General features: G+C 59.5%; 15 protein-coding genes. 2 read left to right on the plus strand and 13 right to left on the minus strand.

What is annotated here, in order from left to right; translation table 11 throughout:
* Positions 1 to 83: 83 nt before the first annotated feature.
* Positions 84 to 824 (minus strand): DUF2059 domain-containing protein, encoded by a 741-nt coding sequence (locus H6X51_RS11710; protein WP_185267672.1) that lies wholly within the window; start codon positions 822 to 824, stop codon positions 84 to 86.
* A 133-nt stretch (positions 825 to 957) separates the two neighbouring features.
* Between H6X51_RS11710 and H6X51_RS11715 the strand changes: the two genes are divergently transcribed.
* Both H6X51_RS11715 and H6X51_RS11720 read left to right on the plus strand, forming a co-directional pair.
* The gene (locus tag H6X51_RS11715) at positions 958 to 1602 is read left to right on the plus strand and encodes a 2OG-Fe(II) oxygenase (protein WP_407925965.1); all 645 of its coding nucleotides are present in this window, start codon (positions 958 to 960) and stop codon (positions 1600 to 1602) included.
* A 7-nt stretch (positions 1603 to 1609) separates the two neighbouring features.
* Positions 1610 to 2092, plus strand: coding sequence for a DUF523 domain-containing protein (locus H6X51_RS11720; RefSeq protein WP_185267673.1), 483 nt, complete (start codon positions 1610 to 1612; stop codon positions 2090 to 2092).
* On the opposite strand, the gene H6X51_RS11725 is transcribed toward H6X51_RS11720, so the two are convergent.
* The 12 genes from H6X51_RS11725 to H6X51_RS11780 are packed head-to-tail and all read right to left on the minus strand — an operon-like array spanning position 2063 to position 16017.
* Positions 2063 to 2863 (minus strand): carbohydrate deacetylase, encoded by an 801-nt coding sequence (locus tag H6X51_RS11725; protein WP_185267674.1) that lies wholly within the window; start codon positions 2861 to 2863, stop codon positions 2063 to 2065. The genes H6X51_RS11720 and H6X51_RS11725 overlap by 30 nt on opposite strands.
* The gene (locus H6X51_RS11730) at positions 2860 to 3981 is read right to left on the minus strand and encodes a GNAT family N-acetyltransferase (RefSeq protein ID WP_185267675.1); all 1122 of its coding nucleotides are present in this window, start codon (positions 3979 to 3981) and stop codon (positions 2860 to 2862) included. Before H6X51_RS11730 ends, H6X51_RS11725 begins: the two co-directional genes overlap by 4 nt.
* A complete protein-coding gene (locus tag H6X51_RS11735) occupies positions 3978 to 4682 on the minus strand; it encodes a GNAT family N-acetyltransferase (protein WP_185267676.1) in 705 nt (234 codons plus the stop codon). Before H6X51_RS11735 ends, H6X51_RS11730 begins: the two co-directional genes overlap by 4 nt.
* Positions 4679 to 6610, minus strand: coding sequence for a hypothetical protein (locus H6X51_RS11740; RefSeq protein ID WP_185267677.1), 1932 nt, complete (start codon positions 6608 to 6610; stop codon positions 4679 to 4681). Before H6X51_RS11740 ends, H6X51_RS11735 begins: the two co-directional genes overlap by 4 nt.
* Positions 6604 to 7914: an oligosaccharide flippase family protein gene (locus tag H6X51_RS11745; protein WP_185267678.1), complete on the minus strand. Its 1311-nt coding sequence runs from the start codon at positions 7912 to 7914 to the stop codon at positions 6604 to 6606. Before H6X51_RS11745 ends, H6X51_RS11740 begins: the two co-directional genes overlap by 7 nt.
* Positions 7911 to 8903, minus strand: coding sequence for a polysaccharide deacetylase family protein (locus H6X51_RS11750; RefSeq protein WP_185267752.1), 993 nt, complete (start codon positions 8901 to 8903; stop codon positions 7911 to 7913). The genes H6X51_RS11745 and H6X51_RS11750 overlap by 4 nt, the downstream gene beginning before the upstream one ends.
* A gap of 2 nt (positions 8904 to 8905) precedes the next feature.
* Positions 8906 to 10042, minus strand: coding sequence for a glycosyltransferase (locus H6X51_RS11755; protein ID WP_185267679.1), 1137 nt, complete (start codon positions 10040 to 10042; stop codon positions 8906 to 8908).
* Positions 10035 to 11000 carry a glycosyltransferase gene (locus tag H6X51_RS11760; protein ID WP_185267680.1) on the minus strand — a complete coding sequence of 322 codons (966 nt, stop codon included), beginning with the start codon at positions 10998 to 11000 and terminating at the stop codon, positions 10035 to 10037. Before H6X51_RS11760 ends, H6X51_RS11755 begins: the two co-directional genes overlap by 8 nt.
* Complete coding sequence (locus tag H6X51_RS11765) at positions 10997 to 12358, minus strand: O-antigen ligase family protein (RefSeq protein ID WP_185267681.1); 1362 nt, start codon at positions 12356 to 12358, stop codon at positions 10997 to 10999. Before H6X51_RS11765 ends, H6X51_RS11760 begins: the two co-directional genes overlap by 4 nt.
* Positions 12355 to 13398, minus strand: a complete 1044-nt coding sequence (locus H6X51_RS11770) for a glycosyltransferase family 4 protein (RefSeq protein WP_185267682.1) — start codon at positions 13396 to 13398, stop codon at positions 12355 to 12357. Before H6X51_RS11770 ends, H6X51_RS11765 begins: the two co-directional genes overlap by 4 nt.
* A gap of 10 nt (positions 13399 to 13408) precedes the next feature.
* Complete coding sequence (locus H6X51_RS11775) at positions 13409 to 15001, minus strand: GumC family protein (protein ID WP_185267683.1); 1593 nt, start codon at positions 14999 to 15001, stop codon at positions 13409 to 13411.
* Positions 15002 to 15009: 8 nt separating this feature from the next.
* On the minus strand, positions 15010 to 16017 hold the full coding sequence (locus tag H6X51_RS11780; protein WP_185267684.1) for a polysaccharide biosynthesis/export family protein: 1008 nt from the start codon (positions 16015 to 16017) through the stop codon (positions 15010 to 15012).
* Position 16018 lies beyond the last annotated feature (1 nt).

Below are 16018 nucleotides of genomic sequence, written 5' to 3' on the forward strand. Positions count from 1 at the left end.
TATACGCACGCATCGGCTTTATGTTTTTCAACCATCGGAGCTTGCAACCGGGGAGGAGTCCCTATACGCAATGACGGAAACGTCTAAGGATTCAGCGCATCGCGCACAGCCTGCTCGGTCGCCCGGTAGAACGCCTGGCCAGCCGAGGACTCGCTCCATTCGGCGAACCGGGTCAACTGGTCATCATCCAGATCACGATAGATATAGGCCAGGGTATTGGGCAGGTTGGGACGCATCTGCTGGCGCAGGCGTTCACGCCCGCCACTGCCGGCCTGCTGGGGAATGTTCATCAGCCCGCCGAGCAGCTCGTTGGCACTCTGCGCCGCCAGCCCGGTCAGCGCGGTGGACACTTCCACTCCCAGTTCCAGTGCCGGCAGTCGTGCTGCCAGCCGCTCGATCAGCGCGCGGCGCTCGGCATCGAGTTGCTGCACCGGCAGGCCGCGCTGCATGCTGGCAACCGATGCCGGCGAGCTGGCCTGGGTTTCCGCTGCAACTATCTTCGTGCCCAGCGGACTATTGAAGAAGGTCAGTGCCTGCTGGATGTCCGCGGCGTCCAATGCCAGGGCCAGTCGGGCCTGAGCCCGGTCGTGCATGCCCTGCTGTTCGAAGCGCTGGTTGCTGTTGCGGATCAGGGTTTCCTGCAGCGCCGGCGGCAACTGCTGGCTATAGCGTTGTTGCGCGCTGGACAGTGCCGCCTGGAAGTGCTGCTGGTGCTGGGCCATGCCACTGGCCTGATACAGCTGGGCCGGGTTGGCAGCGGCCTGCAGGCTGAACAACAGGCCAGCGACCAGGAATACGACAAAACGCAGGGGGGTAGGGTGCATGGAGCCTCGCAATGGGTCAGAAAAATATCGGCAGCTTCCGGCAATCGTTTTACACTATGCCACGCCCGGGGTTCCGGGTCTTACCCGCCGTGCCACGCCCGTGACAAGGCCGAGCTGCCATTCCGATTTGAGTATGACGATGATGCCCGAGTTCCCTGCCGCTGCGGTAGACCATCTGGTCCGTGTGGCTGACAGCCTGGCCCTGCATGGTTGGTCGGTAACCGAGAGCGCCTTGCCTGCCGAACTGCTCGATGAGCTGGAGCGCAACTGCCGTTCGCTGTGGAGCGCCGCCGCATTGAAGCCGGCTGCGGTTGGCCGGGCCGGTGAACAGGTGGTCTTGCCGCAGGTGCGCGGGGACCATATTCGCTGGCTGGACGACTGTCCGCCCTGTGCCGCCAGCGACGCCTACCTCGAGGCCATGGACCGTTTGCGCGAGACCCTCAACCGGACGCTGTTTCTCGGCCTGGACAGCTTCGAAACCCATTATGCGCTGTACCCGCCCGGTGCCGGCTACCAGCGCCACGTGGACAGGTTCAAGGACAACCCGCTGCGTACCGTCTCAGTGGTGCTCTACCTCAACAGTCAGTGGCAGCCGGGCGATGGTGGGGAGTTGCGCCTGTATCTGCCGCAGGGTTGCATGGACGTGCCGCCGCGCGCCGGCACGCTGGCGGTGTTCATGAGCGACAGCCTGCCCCACGAGGTGCTGCAGGCGCAGCGTGAGCGTGCCAGCCTGGTGGGCTGGTTCCGTCGTCGCCCGGACAACCCCCTGTTGCGCTGAGAAAGTCATGCAGAAGATTCTCGTCAGTCGCTGCTTGCTGGGCCACCCGGTCCGTTATGACGGCGGCGCTTTCGACCCCGCTGACCTGCTGCAGCGCTGGCAGGCACAGGGGCGCGTGGTGGCGTTGTGTCCCGAGGTCAGTGGCGGCCTGCCGACACCCCGGCCGCCGGCGGAAGTCCTCGGCGGGCAGGGCGCGGCGGTGCTGGATGGGCGGGTGCCGGTAGTGGATATTGATGGGCGCGATGTCAGTGCGGCCTTTGTCGCCGGCGCCGATGCTGCGCTGCAGTTGGCCGTCAGACATGGGATTCGCTACGCCGTACTCAAGGCGCGCAGCCCATCCTGCGGTAACCATGAAACCTACGATGGCAGTTTCAGCGGCACTCGCGTTGCCGGTGAAGGAGTGGCCGCGGCGGCGTTGCGTCGCCACGGCGTCCGTGTGTTCAACGAGGGGGAGTTGGATTTACTGGCTGGTCTGCTGGAGGTAGATTGACTGCAGAGCCGGGTAGTCGATGCGCTCATGCTGTGGCAGGGCGATATCCAGCGTAGTTGCCAGTGAAGTACCCGCAGGCAGGTAGTCGTCGCCGATACTGCCGTCGGCCATGATCAACGGATGAGCTACTACCTCTACCGGAGAACCGGGGCGGATACCATCAAGCAGATCCCGGGGAGTACAGACATAGGTTGCCGTGCGTCCCGCCAACTGTGTCATGCGCCGGTTGAGCAGCCATTTGTAGAGACGCTTGAGTGGACCGATATTGTGGCCGAGGTTGCGGGCCAGTCGTATTGGTACCTGCTGCTGGTGTGCGAACTCGGCAACCAGGCCGGCAATGGGAAGAATATTGTGTACATGCTGGTGCGAGTCGATATGACTGGGTCTGATGCCATGATCCAGGCATCGTTGCCATTGCGCTTCGAGCTCCGTACGAATCGCAGTGCGTACTGTGGCGGGCAGGATCATGGCATAGCGGGGGATGGAGAAATCGAACTCGCCAGAGCCCGAGCACAGCGTTTTATGCCTGGTTATGGGGGTGCTCAGGGGGCTGCCGTAGGTCAGGTTGAAATGCAACCCAAGACACTGCTCCAGCTCGTGCTGATGAGCCAGTTCGCAAGCCTCGGCAAAGGCAGGCATGTTGGCCATCAGCGTTGCCGAGCTGACAACACCCTGTTCAAATGCGGCCAGAATGGCGCGGTTTTCCTTGCTTGACAGACCGAAATCATCCGCGTTGATGATGACCTGGTGCCGGGTACTCCTTGTCATCATGCTTCATCCTTTTTGGCGAGTCGTTTTTTCCAGTTCTGCAAATGTGGCTTCAGCCTGCGCCAAAATGTATTCGACAGGCCCAACAGCAGGCCGCCTGGTCGATATGAGTAGAAGCGCCAGCGGTGGTGTTCAATCTGCCCCGTCATGCGTTCATGCAACTGGTGGCTGGAGTTGTTCAGGCTCACTCTGGAAGCGTCTATCTGCTTCCAGCCTTCCTCCAAGCCCCAGTTTATCCACTCGTCGAGCAGCAGGCGGCCACTACCCAGGTTGGCATACTCGGGAAGGAAGGCCAGGTTGTAGTCGTATAGACGCCCCCGCTCCAGCAGGCCGAGACGGTAGCTGACGTAGCGCCCATCCACTTCGACCGCCACCAGGCGCAACATACCGGCGCAGGCCAGCCCACTCAGGGCCTGATGCATCCATTGCTGGCGTGTGCCGGAGAAAATGCCGACCCCCTCGGTACCTTTCCAGCTTACCTGTTCAACCTGGCGCACCGCCGCCAGGATGCCATCCACGGTCTGCCCGTCTGGTTGCAGGCGGAGCAGGGTGCCTGCTACCTCCTGACAGCGCTTGCGTGCCTTGCGCAGTTTGTAGCGCACATTGCCTGTCACTTCCTGATGATCTGCTTCTGTAATCAGGTGTTCAGGTACTCGGCAGTTGGTGCGACGATCCCAGCAGACGGAGTGACGAGACCAGTGTGTCATGCCGCTGGTCCGGGCTGCCGTCATGGTGACTTCGTCGAGCTGCAGCATGGCATGTGGCAGTTGCTGTCTGATCTGTTTCAGGATGCCGGTCAGCAGGATAGGACTGTCGTTGGCTATCAGCAGGGTCAGGCGATCACTCATGGGGTGACCCAGGTGTCGGACGACACGAAAAGGCAGGCCCAGATATTGCTCCCGGCAATACAACAGCGGCAGGCAGGCCTGCAGCTGGTCGGAGGCCCATGCCAGCAGAATCCACAGTTCCTGATTCGGTTCCAGACTCAGCTCGGCAGCGCTCAGCCACGCCAGATGATTGAATGGGGTTGCGTGTTCCAGGGATTGTCTGAGTGCTTCGTAATCACTCGCCGGCAAACGATGGTCATGCAGGCTGCGCAGCCATTCGAAACGTATTGTCACAGAGTATTCTCGTTATCCGGAATGCGGTCGGGGGAGGTTCTGGTCGAACGGGGCGGTCGAGTCTTGAGCTGATCAAGGTAGGAGCCGGCATAGCGCCGGTGGCGATGAAAGTGTAGGCAACCAAACAGGCAGTATATGTGCACTGATTTGCCGATCTCGGCGAACCCCAAGCGTGTATGCATGCGCAGAGCTACGATGTTGCGGGTATTGACCAGAGACTGCACGCGCTGTTTGCCTTGCAGGCGGAAGTGCTCCCAAATCGGATATTGGATATTCAGAACGATGCCGCTGCCCCGGTAGGCCGGTGCAACCTCACCAGCGAATTGGTATATGGCATCTTCAGGCAGGCGGATCCAGCAGCGGTAGAGCTGTCGATCATGGTAATCCTGCGGGCTTACCCATACCATGGCAATCGCATTGCCATCCTGATCCAGCAAGGCATAGCCGTAGATATCCTGCGTCAGCAGTTCGGTGATTGCCTTCTTGTAGTGGGGGAAATGGCAAGTGAAAGCGGGAAGCAGTGCCTGATCGATAGAGACCATGGGCCAGCGTTCACGGTTTATCTTGTGTTGCGGAAGATCGAGCGGCCTCTCCAGCAACAGCAGTTCCCAGCGATAAAAGCCAAGGCGCTCCATCAGCACCCGCAGGCTACCCAGCAGCCCCTTGTGGCGTACCTTGTGAAACAGTTGCAGCAGATTCATGGCATGCGCTCCCAGGTCAGTGCAAACAGGGCCTGCTCCGGTAGATCAAAGCGCAGCAGTTCGTTGGTGCAGTTGATGCTGGCAGTCCGTACCTGGCTGTCTTCGGTGAACAAGTGCAGTTGGGCGCCTGCCTGACAGGCATCGTTTGCGTGGTGTAGTGTGACCTGTTGCATCCGCTGTGCCTTGTTGACGCCCAGCAGGCTATAGCGCTGTGTGCTCTGCATGGCCAGTGTGTCGACCTCGAAGGCGCTGTTGTCCAGTTCAATCACCTGCCCCAACCAGTGCTGACGAATGAATTGTTGCGCCAGGGCTACCGGCTTTGGTGAAAACTGACCATTGCTCGAGCGCAGAAAGCCTTTCGGGTAGTCCGGTTCATCTGCCGCCTGGAACCAGTTGAGCATCTCCAGCCAGCCATCCTGCGCTGAGTTGATCGCCACAGCAGCCCACCAGAGTGAGGCGTAGTGTGTTTCCTGTTGGTAGGGACTGAGGCTGTAGCCGCTGGATATGTTGGTCTGGCCCAGCAGCAGCGCCTTGTTCGGGCGACCCTGGCGGTCCAGACCAACCAGCTCGGCTGCTTGCCTGACGCTGTCCCGATAGCGTCGGGTGGCGAGTAGGTCACGCACCATCCATTCGTGCCAGGCAACAGCATCGATATCGCTCTCATAACGGCTGAGCAGGCGCGCAGCCCAGTCGATTCCCCTTCGGTCGGCGGCGTCTACGCGGAAGGGGCCATCCAGCCACCGGGACATGGGGGGCAGGGCAATTCTGACACCACCGCTGCGCAGTTGCGGATTGTTTTTCAGGTGCTGCAGAACCTGCTCGAAGTACAGCTCAAATGACTTGTAGTCTGGATAGTTGAGGTTGGGCTCATCGGCAAAGGCCAGGTAATGGCGGCCTGCCCTGGGCAGTTCACGGGTATCCGACAGCCAGTTGTTCAGACCATTGCGGGTTAGGGTATCGGCTTTGAGTACCGCCTGCCGCCCACTGCCGGCCAGTAGTGTGATGTCGTGGAGAATGCCGAATCGAGTGTTGTACAGCTGCCGGAAGTCGATCTCGCGGCGAGGGTTACGTGCCAAGGCATCAACAAAACTGTAGTAGTTTGCCGACTGGACACCCAGTGCGTCTACCAGCGCATGGGTGCTGTCGGGTGGCAGGGCGTATGGTAGGGCCATGCCAAGTGCCGGGGTGGGGCCACGGACGTCGTTACCAAGATAGAGAGAGACCTGTCCTGGCTGAGCCTGTGGTACAAACAGATGATCAATCTGCCGGGCGAACAGGTTGTTGGTGCCATCCAGCCAGAAGGCCGCTTTACCGCTACCGATCAGGGTCAGGCGCCAGGTCTCGTCCAGATTGGAGACGGGGAAACTGATCTGATCGAATTCCCAGTATCGGGCGTGCTCATGCAGGGGGAGTGTGATGCGATGGCCATCCCGTATCCGTACTGCCTGCAGTTGTCGCACGCCGCCATGATGCTTGCCGGCCAGTATGGCATGCTCATGGGCTGCTACGCTGAAGTAGAACTCAGGGTTGCCACTGACCTCCATGCTGAAATGGATCTTGGTTGGCGCGAGCAGCGCGGCGGTAGTGTTGGCGTGCCTGATCCGGTAGTTGCGGAAGCTGTAGCCGGGGATGCTGAGCTGATAATCGCCGGCGTCAGTGGTCAGAGCAAGTTGCTGTTCCCCTCGCTCCTGTTCGGCAGTGATATCTATCTGCCTGACCAGTTGCCCCTTACCATCGAGCAGATACAACTGCTCGTGGTTGGCATCGCTCAACCAGGCGGGGGTCCAGCGTATCTGCAATTGATCCGGTTGCGACGGGCGTAGCAGTAGGCGGCCATCTCGCAGGTCGCCCCAGTCCAGAGTGGCACTGTTGACTTGCAGTGGCAGTAACAGAAGGAGCAGCATCAGGTTGCGTTGAATGGTCAGCATGTTGACTCCTTGCCCCGCAGCAGTCGGAGCAGCGTTGCGACATCATCAGGTAACAGAATAAGAGTCTGCCACAAGGGCGTGTCATTCAGGCGGCAATAGAGGAAAAGCATCATGCCGGTAACGGTCAGGTAGGCCGCCGATGAGGCTATTGCGGCACCGACGATGCCCAGTGTTGGAATGAGTAGCAGGTTCAATGTCAGGTTCAATACTACGCCAGCCCCCATCATCAGCGACAGGCTGCCGGGCCTCCTTTTGCCGAGCAGATCGAGGCGCAGAATACTGGCGTAGCACAACCCGAGCAGGCCGGGCAGCAAAGCCAGCAATGCTGGGTAGGCCGGAGCATAGTCATGACCGAACAGCAGAATGATCAGCCAGTAACCAAATAACGCCATGCCGATGCAAGCGAGCAGCATGACGGTGGCGGTGACGCGCAATGCCAGCGGGGTCAGGCGACGCACATCTTGCCCCTGTTGCAACAACCGCTTCATCAGCGGCGTTGTTACTGCTTCGGGGATGATCAGTAACAGTTCGGCGGCAGCGCTGGCCATTGCATAGTAGCCAAGTGCCGCAGGGTCCAACATGAGACCGATCAACAGGTAGTCGCCGCGCAGCAGAAGCTGTTGGCACAGAGCATCGGGATGGCTGCGACTACTATATAACAGCAGTGCTTTTTGTTCCCTGGTGTCCCAGCGCAGCTGCAGGTTGTGGAAGCGTGCCAGCCAGCACCAACCGATGACAACAACGGCCATCAGCCCGCCGAGCCAGCTGACCAGCGCTGCATCGAGTGGCGTATCCTGCCACAGCAGCCAGAAGCCGATGAACAGGAGCAGTGGCAGGCTGGACTCCAGCAGGCGCAGTGCATTGAATGGACCGACCTGACCGCAGGCATTGTGCAGGACCAGCAGGCTGGTCTTGAGTACCGTCAGCGGTACCGCCAGCAGCAATAGCCAGAGCAGCGTGCCTAGGGTGAGCACCGATTCCGTTGCAAAACCGAATTGTTGTACCAGGATCAATCCGGCCAGAGTCAACAGGGTTGCCAGCAGGCAACCGTAGACCAGTATCTGGGCTAACAGTAGGCCAATGGGTTTCTGGCGGGCCGCCTGATAGCTCACGGCAGTGTTCAGGCCGCCGCTGCTGAACGCGGCAATCAGGTCGGGAAGCGCTGCCAGCAAGGCGAAAATGCCGCGGTCGGCCGGGCCCAGCAGGCGGGCGAGCAGTACGTTGCGCAACAGGCGCAGTACGACCATGAGCAGGCGCGTCCCCATGCTGAATAGCAGATGGCGCAGATACTGGTTGCTGCTCATGCCCGTGCTCCGCGATACAGGCGCCATGCCAACATGCTGGGAGTGCGGGCTGCATTGTGGCTCAGATCAATACGTGGCAGAGCCAGCGGTTGGCTGTCCTTGCTGATTAGTCCGGGTGCGGTGCTCAAGGCATGGCGGTAGCCCAGGCGGGCGACAGCGTCTCTGACACTGGCGTTGTGATCCCCGTTCGGATAGCAATACACAGGTAGCGGTGCGACGCAATAGTGGTGCAGAGCACGATGTGAGCGCTGCAGGTCCTCCTCCAGTTGCTGCTGCGCCAGCCGAGGCAGGATGGCGTGGCTGGCACCATGCGGGCCAAAACGGATCAGTCCGCTCTGCTCCAGCTGGACGACCTGTTGCCAGTCCATTGCATGGGGCTGAGTCGGCTCTGGGCACAGGTCGGCGAGCGATTGCAACTGCTCTGGTGTCAGCCGCTTCAGCTGTTGCAGGTAGCTGGCCAGGCACAAACTGCGGGCATGGCTCTGATCAGCGTACAGTAGCCTGTCTGGAGGAGGCAGCTGTGCCAGCTGCTGGCGCAGTGGCTGGCTGATATCGCTCTGCGGGTATGCCCACAGGGTCTCGCCAATTGACTCCCACCAGAAGCGCTGATGGGTACCGATGAAGTCGGTTGAGAGAAAAATACTGGCCGGAACCCCGTGCTGTTGCAGGAGTGGTAGGGCGTACAGTGCATTATCGCGCCAACCATCATCGAAGGTCAGGGCGATGCGCGGACGTTTGCCGGTGGGCTCGTCAAGCAAGGTCTCCAAGGGGAGACAGTCGAAGTGACGGCGCAGCCAATACAGCAGGTGGTCGAAGCTCTGTTGGCCGATGCATAGAGCCTGGCGATGGGGCATGCCTGCAGCCTGCTCATCCGGCAGTACGCGGTGCAGCATGAGTATCGTCGCTGATTGGCGCAGTTGCCGCTGTCCTGCCGATGAGTGCAGGTAGAGGGTTCCGGCCAGAGCCTTGTAAAGTGACTTGATCATCATGATCATCGGTTCTGCTGGGGGTTCCACAGAGTGTAACGGTGCCCGCGCAGAAACAGCCATACACCGGAGGCCATGCCGGCTAGGGTGATCAGGACGAATCCGGCCAGACGGAACGGTCTGGGCAGGCGTCCGTTCCGGTCGAGCAGGCCGATTACGGCAGCAGCGTAACCCAGCAGTTGTGCTATCAGCATCAACTGGTAGAGATTACCTGCCTGCCACAGAAACAGATTGCTGATCAACAGGGGAACGAGTGCCAGCGGTGCCAGACGCCGCAACAGTTTGTGACTGATCAGGGCGAAGGCATAAGAGCCGTGACGCAAGGGGTTCATCAGTTGGCTGCGTGCGGCCAGGCTGTGCAGTCCGCCGACCGTGACCCGCTGGCGACGACGGAACTGGCGATCGGGCTGATCCACGCCTTCATCCTGTACGGTTGCTTCCGGTACATAGATGATGCGTTGCCCGACAGCTGGAGCGCAGGTGCTGATGAAGAAGTCATCGTTGACCTGTGGTGGAATCTCCTGGAACAGTTCACGGCGCAAGGCGAGCAGGGCGCCATCGGCGGAGACCATACAACCTGTGCGGTTCTCCAGATCGCGTAGCCAGGCCTCATAGTGTCGGTACAGACTGTCGCCGAAACTGAGCCCCTTGCCGGGGTTGGCTATAACCATGTGGCCACCGCAGGCTCCGACCTGTTGATCAGCCAGTGGTGCCAGCAGTCTGCCCAGCGTATCGCTCGACCAGCGGTTGTCGGCATCGGTGAATACCAGGATGTCATTACTGGCCAGGCTGGTGGCGTGATTGAGTGCGCCGGTCTTGCCTAGACGCGGCAGGTCAAGTACGCGAATGGCCGGGTGTTGCAGGCTCTGAGCCAGTGTGACGGTATCGTCAGTGGAGCCATCGCTGGCGATGATGATTTCCAGTGCCGTGGCCTTGTAGTCCTGCCCCAGCAGGCTATGTATCTTTTGCACTATGTGCTGAGCTTCATTGTGGGCAGCGACAATGATGCTGATTGAGAGCGGGGGAGCTGTCGTGTTGGGCAGGAGCGGTTTACCCAAGCTTAGCAGGGCCAGGCACAGTGGGTAACCGACATAGGCATACAGAGGAAGCAGAAGGCATAGCCAGAATAGGATCTCAGCCACGATCCGGTCTCCTTATATTCTGGTTGAACAGCGCCAGCAAAAGAGCCGCTCCCCCGAGGTGCAGGCGCAGCCAATGTAGCCCCCAGAGTGCGATCAGCAGCTGCAGGTGCCGCTGCCTGGCTGCCTGCCTCCAGGCCAGCAGCAGAGCAGGCGTCAGACCTGTCAGCAGTAGTGATGCGGTAATAGTCGACCAGCCAAAGGGCAGGCAGAGCAGCAGGAGCAGCGTCAGTAGACATTGCAATAGACACAGCAGCGGAAAGCGCAGCAGGCGCAACTGGTTCTCTTTGCGTTGCAGCAGTTGCAGGTGACTGCTCTGGCGCCACATTTCCTTACCCAGCCATTCTCTCCAGCTGGCCTCGAACCCCCAGTGCAGCACGGTTGGGGCTGGAACGCTCAGCAGGCGTGCTCCAGCTTGGGCCAGACGCATACTGAAGTCCTTGTCCTCACCGCTGCGCAGTGTTTCGGAGAAGCCGCCAATAATATCGAACCAGCGTCGCTCCAGACATAAATTGGGGGTTGGAAGCCAGCTGTGAAGGCGGGGCTTTGGGTCACCGGACAGCGTTCGCCGTTGCCAGGCTATGGCATACCAGGGCGCGCAGGGTGGAGCTTCGCATTCAAGCGCCATGACATCGGCATCGTCATTTGCACGTACCTGCTTCCACTGCAGCAGCCAGCTTGCAGGCACCTCGATATCGGCATCGATGAAGGCCAGCCAGGGATGGCTGGAGGCGGCTACGCCACGGTTACGCAGGGCGCCGATGCTCAGCTCAGGACAGTGCAGTACACGGGCGCCCAGCTGTTCGGCCAGCGCAGGCCCCTGGTCGACGGATCCGTTGTCCGCAACAATCAGTTCGCAGCTGATGCCTGCCGCTTCGGCGGCGCGCAGCACCGATTCAAGTGTGCGACCGATATGCTGGGCTTCATTGAACATGGGAATGATGATGCTCAGGTTGGTCATTCGACGGCCCTGCGATTCTCTGCCTGTTGCCGCATCACGCAGGACAGCGCCAGCAATATCCAGAGGTACTTGTGGTTTGGAGCGCTCAGAAATATCAGGAACAGGCTTATGGCCAGCAGGCTCAGGCCAAGGTGAGTTGACATGTCAGCCATGGACCTGTCATCACGGGCAAGCCAGGAGCGTCTGGCTCGGATGAAGTTCAGCAGTCCGAGCCATATCAGCGCGATGAAAAACAGTCCGGCAGGTATACCCATTTCGCTGAACACTTCAAGGTAGGTATTGTGTGCACGACGATAGAGGTTCTGCTCGCTCTGATTGTCTGAAAAGGCCTTGGCGTAACCGCTGAAGGCATAGCGCACCGGGAAAGTGCCCGGTCCTGATCCTGTCATAGGGTTGTCTGCAATCATTTCGCCGCCGACCAGTAGGTAGGAAGCCCGTCGGCCGAGAGAGGGGTCTAAGTGCGCATTGACCCCAGACTTGAGCAGGGTCAGTGACTTGATGCGCTCAACGTAGTCATCCGGCAGGAATGTCAGGGCCAGAGGCAACACCAGAGCTGCACCAAACATGACGAAGCCCAGGTGTTTCGGACGCAGACGGCGCAACCGCTCCCGATGATGCCAGGCGCCTATCATCATGCACAGCAACAGCACCACCAGCCCTGAGCGTGAGTCGGTCTTTGTCATGCCGGCCAGCAACAATATGACGATACCCAACCAGAACAGGCGCCTCGGCAGGGTTGTTGCCTGCAGCAACATCAGCACGGCCAACGGTAGAGCCATGGCAATGAGCAATGCGAAATAGTTGGCATCCTGCAGCAGCCCGATAGCCCGTCCGCCGACCTGATGGTTTGATGAGTAGATGGCGATGATGCAGGTGACAGCAACGCTCAGGGTCATGACCTGACACAGTCTGACCAGGTTCAGTTGGCGACCGATCAGCAGGGTGACGGGAAATAACACCATGCCTATCGCCAGTTCGCGTAGATTGCTGCCAGAAAGTGGCTTATTGGTGCTGAACATGAAGCTCAGCGTGATGCACAGCAGTAGTAACAGTAATGGTCGCCAGAGGTTGCCGGCCAGGTAACGCTCGGGAATGCGTCGCTGCAGGAACTGAAGAGCGACAACCAGGATCAGTGCACCTCCCAATAATTTGGCGCCGGACAGATTCATATCCTGAAACAGCCCTTCGAAGGGTACCAGCAGAATCAGGCCGATCAGGCCCCAGGCTGGGCGGCGGTACAGGGCTGCGAGAGCAAACAGCCCGATTACCGCAAAGGGCGCAAGGAACGGCCAGGGACTGGCCAGTAGGGCCAGGCACAGTACCGCCAGGAGTGCCGCAGTCAGCAGAGCGGCGATCATGAGCCTTGCACCTGGTTGTACAGGCTGGTCCAGCGTTCGCTCAGCTTGTTCAGGTTATATTCCTGGTGCTGGTGCTCTCGGGCTCTCTGGGCCAGTTTGTCGGCCAGGGTCGGGTCGTCCAGCAGCAGTCTTACTTGGCTACCCAGCAGAACCGTGTCTTCGGGGGCGACCAGTAGCCCGGTAGCATTGTTCTGCAGCACGTCGGGAATGCCGCCAACCGCAAAGGAGGTGACGGGTACGCCGGCTTGCATGGCTTCAAGCAGGATCATTGGAGTGCCTTCGGTTCGTGAGCTGATCACCAGTACACTAAGTCGAGAGAGCCATTCCGGGATATTCTGCTGGTAGCCTGGAAGTGTGATTTGCTTTTCCAGACCGGCGCTCTGGATGCGTTGTTGCAGGCTGGCCTGTAGTGGGCCGCCGCCGAGCATGACCGCATGCAATCCCGGACGCTGGGAGCACAGAGGCAGGATCGCATCGAGAAACAGGTCGGGGCCTTTCTCATGACTCAGTCGACCAACGAAACCGATCAGCTGACGCGGGCTGGCATCTCTGTGAGAGCTTGCCTCGGGTAAGCCGTTGGGGATTACCACCAGCTTCCCGGGGCTGATACCTGCCTGCTCATGCAGCAAGGCGATGCTGCGGGCAACGCAGGCTACCGTCTTGACGGTTCGAGTTCTGCATAATTGCAAGCTGAACCAGGTGTAGAGGCGCTGTTTGAGCGAGCTGGGGGTAAACCCGTGCTGTGTCAGTAGCAACGGTAGCCGCAGTCGGATTGCAGCTATCCAGGCATAGACCTGGGCGCGGAAATTGTGCGCGTTGAGTACACCGGGCTGTGCGTGCAGATTCTCCAGCAGGGCTTTTATGCCGTGTACGCTGTCGCAACTGATGCCCGCCTGGCGAAAACGCTCGAGTAATGCTGCTGGAGCATCCAGAAACAGTACTCGGTGTTTGCCAGGCACTTGCTGACAGTGGTCCAGCAGCATGCGCTCAGCACCATAGAAGCCGCCGCTGTGTATGAGGTGCACGATAGTCCTTTGCATGCTGCACTCTCTATTGTCGGACCCAGTGCCATAGCCAACGCCAGCTTCCTCGGCGGTGCGGGTTGGACTGAATTTCTTGGTCGGTATTGAACACCATGAGTACCGGGAGCCCCAGGTGCTGCGTGATCTGTTCCGGATGCTTGAACCTATGGTCGAAGAATTCGCGGACATAACCTATCGCCACGGCCAGTAACAGTCCGGTCAGCAATCCCAGGGGGATGATCACCTTGGGTTTGGGGAAGGCTGCTTCCGCAGGCTCGTAGGGGGCGCTGAGAATGCGGGCATTGGATAGCTCACCATCCATCTGCAGCTGGCTGCGGCTTTCTTCGTAACGTTGGGTATAGGTGAAGAATGCCTTGTGCAGAGCATCGATCTCGGTTTCCAGCTGCCGCAGCTTGCTCTGTGCTTCCTGCAGCTGGCGTATGCGGTCCGTGAAACCGGCAATGCGCTCTTCCTTCTGCACAATGATGGACCTGGCGATGTCCAGATCGCTGGAGCGCTCCTGGATGCGATTGCTCACTACGCCCAGGAATTGCTGTTGAGTGCGTTTGATCTGGTCGCGTTGTTGGCGAATCGGCAGGCTATCCTGCTGGAAGGTTTCGGCTGTGTTGCCGAAACGAGTCACCTGTTCGAACAGCTGCTCTCCCAGTTGCTTGATTTCGCGGTCTTCATAGGCAACATTATCGACGGTATGGGCGAATGTGAAGGGAAATGCGTAGTCTAGCGTCTGGCTGCGACGTGCCTGTTCGAGATGCTGTTCGAGGTAGCTCAACCAGCGCTCGGACTCCAGTGCGCGATCACGGTACAGGTTGAGTGACTGCTCCTCGGTATTGATCGCATTCAGCCTGAAGGTAATCTCCTCTTTCGGGTCGGATGACTGAATGCTTTCCAGCAGAGCCAGGCGCTGACCTTCGAGGTCATCCAGTCGGTGCTCATACTGTGCCTTTTTCTGTTCGTAGAATGCTTCGGGCAGGTCGTTGGACTGCAGGCTCTGACGATTCACCAGGTAGTTGGCCAGCAGGCGCTCGACAAGGCGGGTTCCTTCGACTGGGTCCGGGTACGAATAGATGATGGAAATGACATTCGAGCCGGGGAGTATCTCGATGTTCAGATCCTTGACCGCCCGTGCTGTATAGCGGTCCAATGTGGTATCACGCACCGGGTCCTGGTCCAGACCGATCAGTGAACGCAGAGGGTTGACTGCGTAGGTACGCAGTGGGTCGGCAATGAAACGCTTGGCGGGCTGCGTGACCAGCGAAGCGAAAATGCCGGAGCGGGGGCTGTACATATCCTCCTCAAGCAGTTGCGCAATGGCTTCCCGGATCAGCGCCGGAGAGCGCAGGATGTTGCTTTCGGTTTCCATGTCGGCCAGCGATGGCGGTAGGAACTTGTCCGACTCCAGCATCAGCGTTGTGGTCGAGTCTGCCTGCGACAGTTTCTTGGACTGTACGATGACGTCGGCTGTAATATCGAAGCTCTGCTTGAGCAGCAGAGGCAGCAACAGCGTGACAATGGCAAAGGCAAGAAATATCCGCTTGATCAGACGGCGATTGGCGAAGAGCACGCGCAGGAACTCGTGCAGATAGTTTTCCATTCTGTTCATGGCGCTTCTCAGTTGTCGTTTTCTTTGTTGTCGACCCGGTAATTGAAACCGAAGCTGATACCTTGGAAGAGAATTACGTCTGCCAGCTGGCGGCTCAATTGACCTGCTTTGGTCAGGCGGTTTTTGGGTACGTACAACAGGTCGTCCGGTTGCAGGTAGGCGATGTGTGGTGCGTCCAGGCTCAGGACTTCGTCGATATCGTAGATCCTGGCTTCGACGTCATCGCCCTCACGACGCAAAATCACTACCGAATCCAGGCGCGCGCCGATATTCGGTCCCTGCGCCAGCGTCAGTGCTTCCAGGACGGATACCGGGCGGCGCACCGGATAGGCTCCCGGCTGGGTAACCTCGCCCAGGATGTAGATCTGATTGGGGGCGGTTGATTTGAGCATGACGTCGGCACGGATCTGCCCAACTTCGTTGGCGTAGCGCTCATTCAGCGTTTCCTGCAACTGATTCACTGTCATGCCCTGCAGGGCAATATTGCCGATCAGGGGAAAGCTGGCGTGGCCATCGGCTGTAACGGTGATCTCCCTGCTCATACCCGTGGCCGGGTGGTTCAGGGTCATGCGCAGGTTCTCCAGCTGAGCCATGGGCCGGGGAATGGAGAACAGGATTTCGGGCCGCCGCAGTACCTTCGTATAGCGCTCGATCACCCGTTGGTGGGCGTCGGCACTGGTCAGGCCGGCGATGGCGATATTGCCTGCATAAGGCACATCAATGGTGCCGTCGGGCATGACCAGACGACTGCCGCTCAGTTCATTGGCGGTCAGGAAGGTCAGTTCGACATGATCTCCAGGCTGGATTCGATAGGGCTGATCGTTGCTGGTGTTGAGGTGAAAGATCACATCCAGCACATCCTGCGGTCGCAGCACCTGGGCGGAGGGTTGAACCTCACGCAACTGGGCCTGCTCGATCGGCGCAGTCAGCACCTGGACAGGCATGTGCTGCACATCCTGCGAGGCGCAGCCAGCCAGAGCCAGCATCAGGAAAGAAAGGGGAATGTAGCGTTTCATT

Source organism: Halopseudomonas xiamenensis (assembly GCF_014219065.1).
Lineage (GTDB): Bacteria > Pseudomonadota > Gammaproteobacteria > Pseudomonadales > Pseudomonadaceae > Halopseudomonas > Halopseudomonas xiamenensis.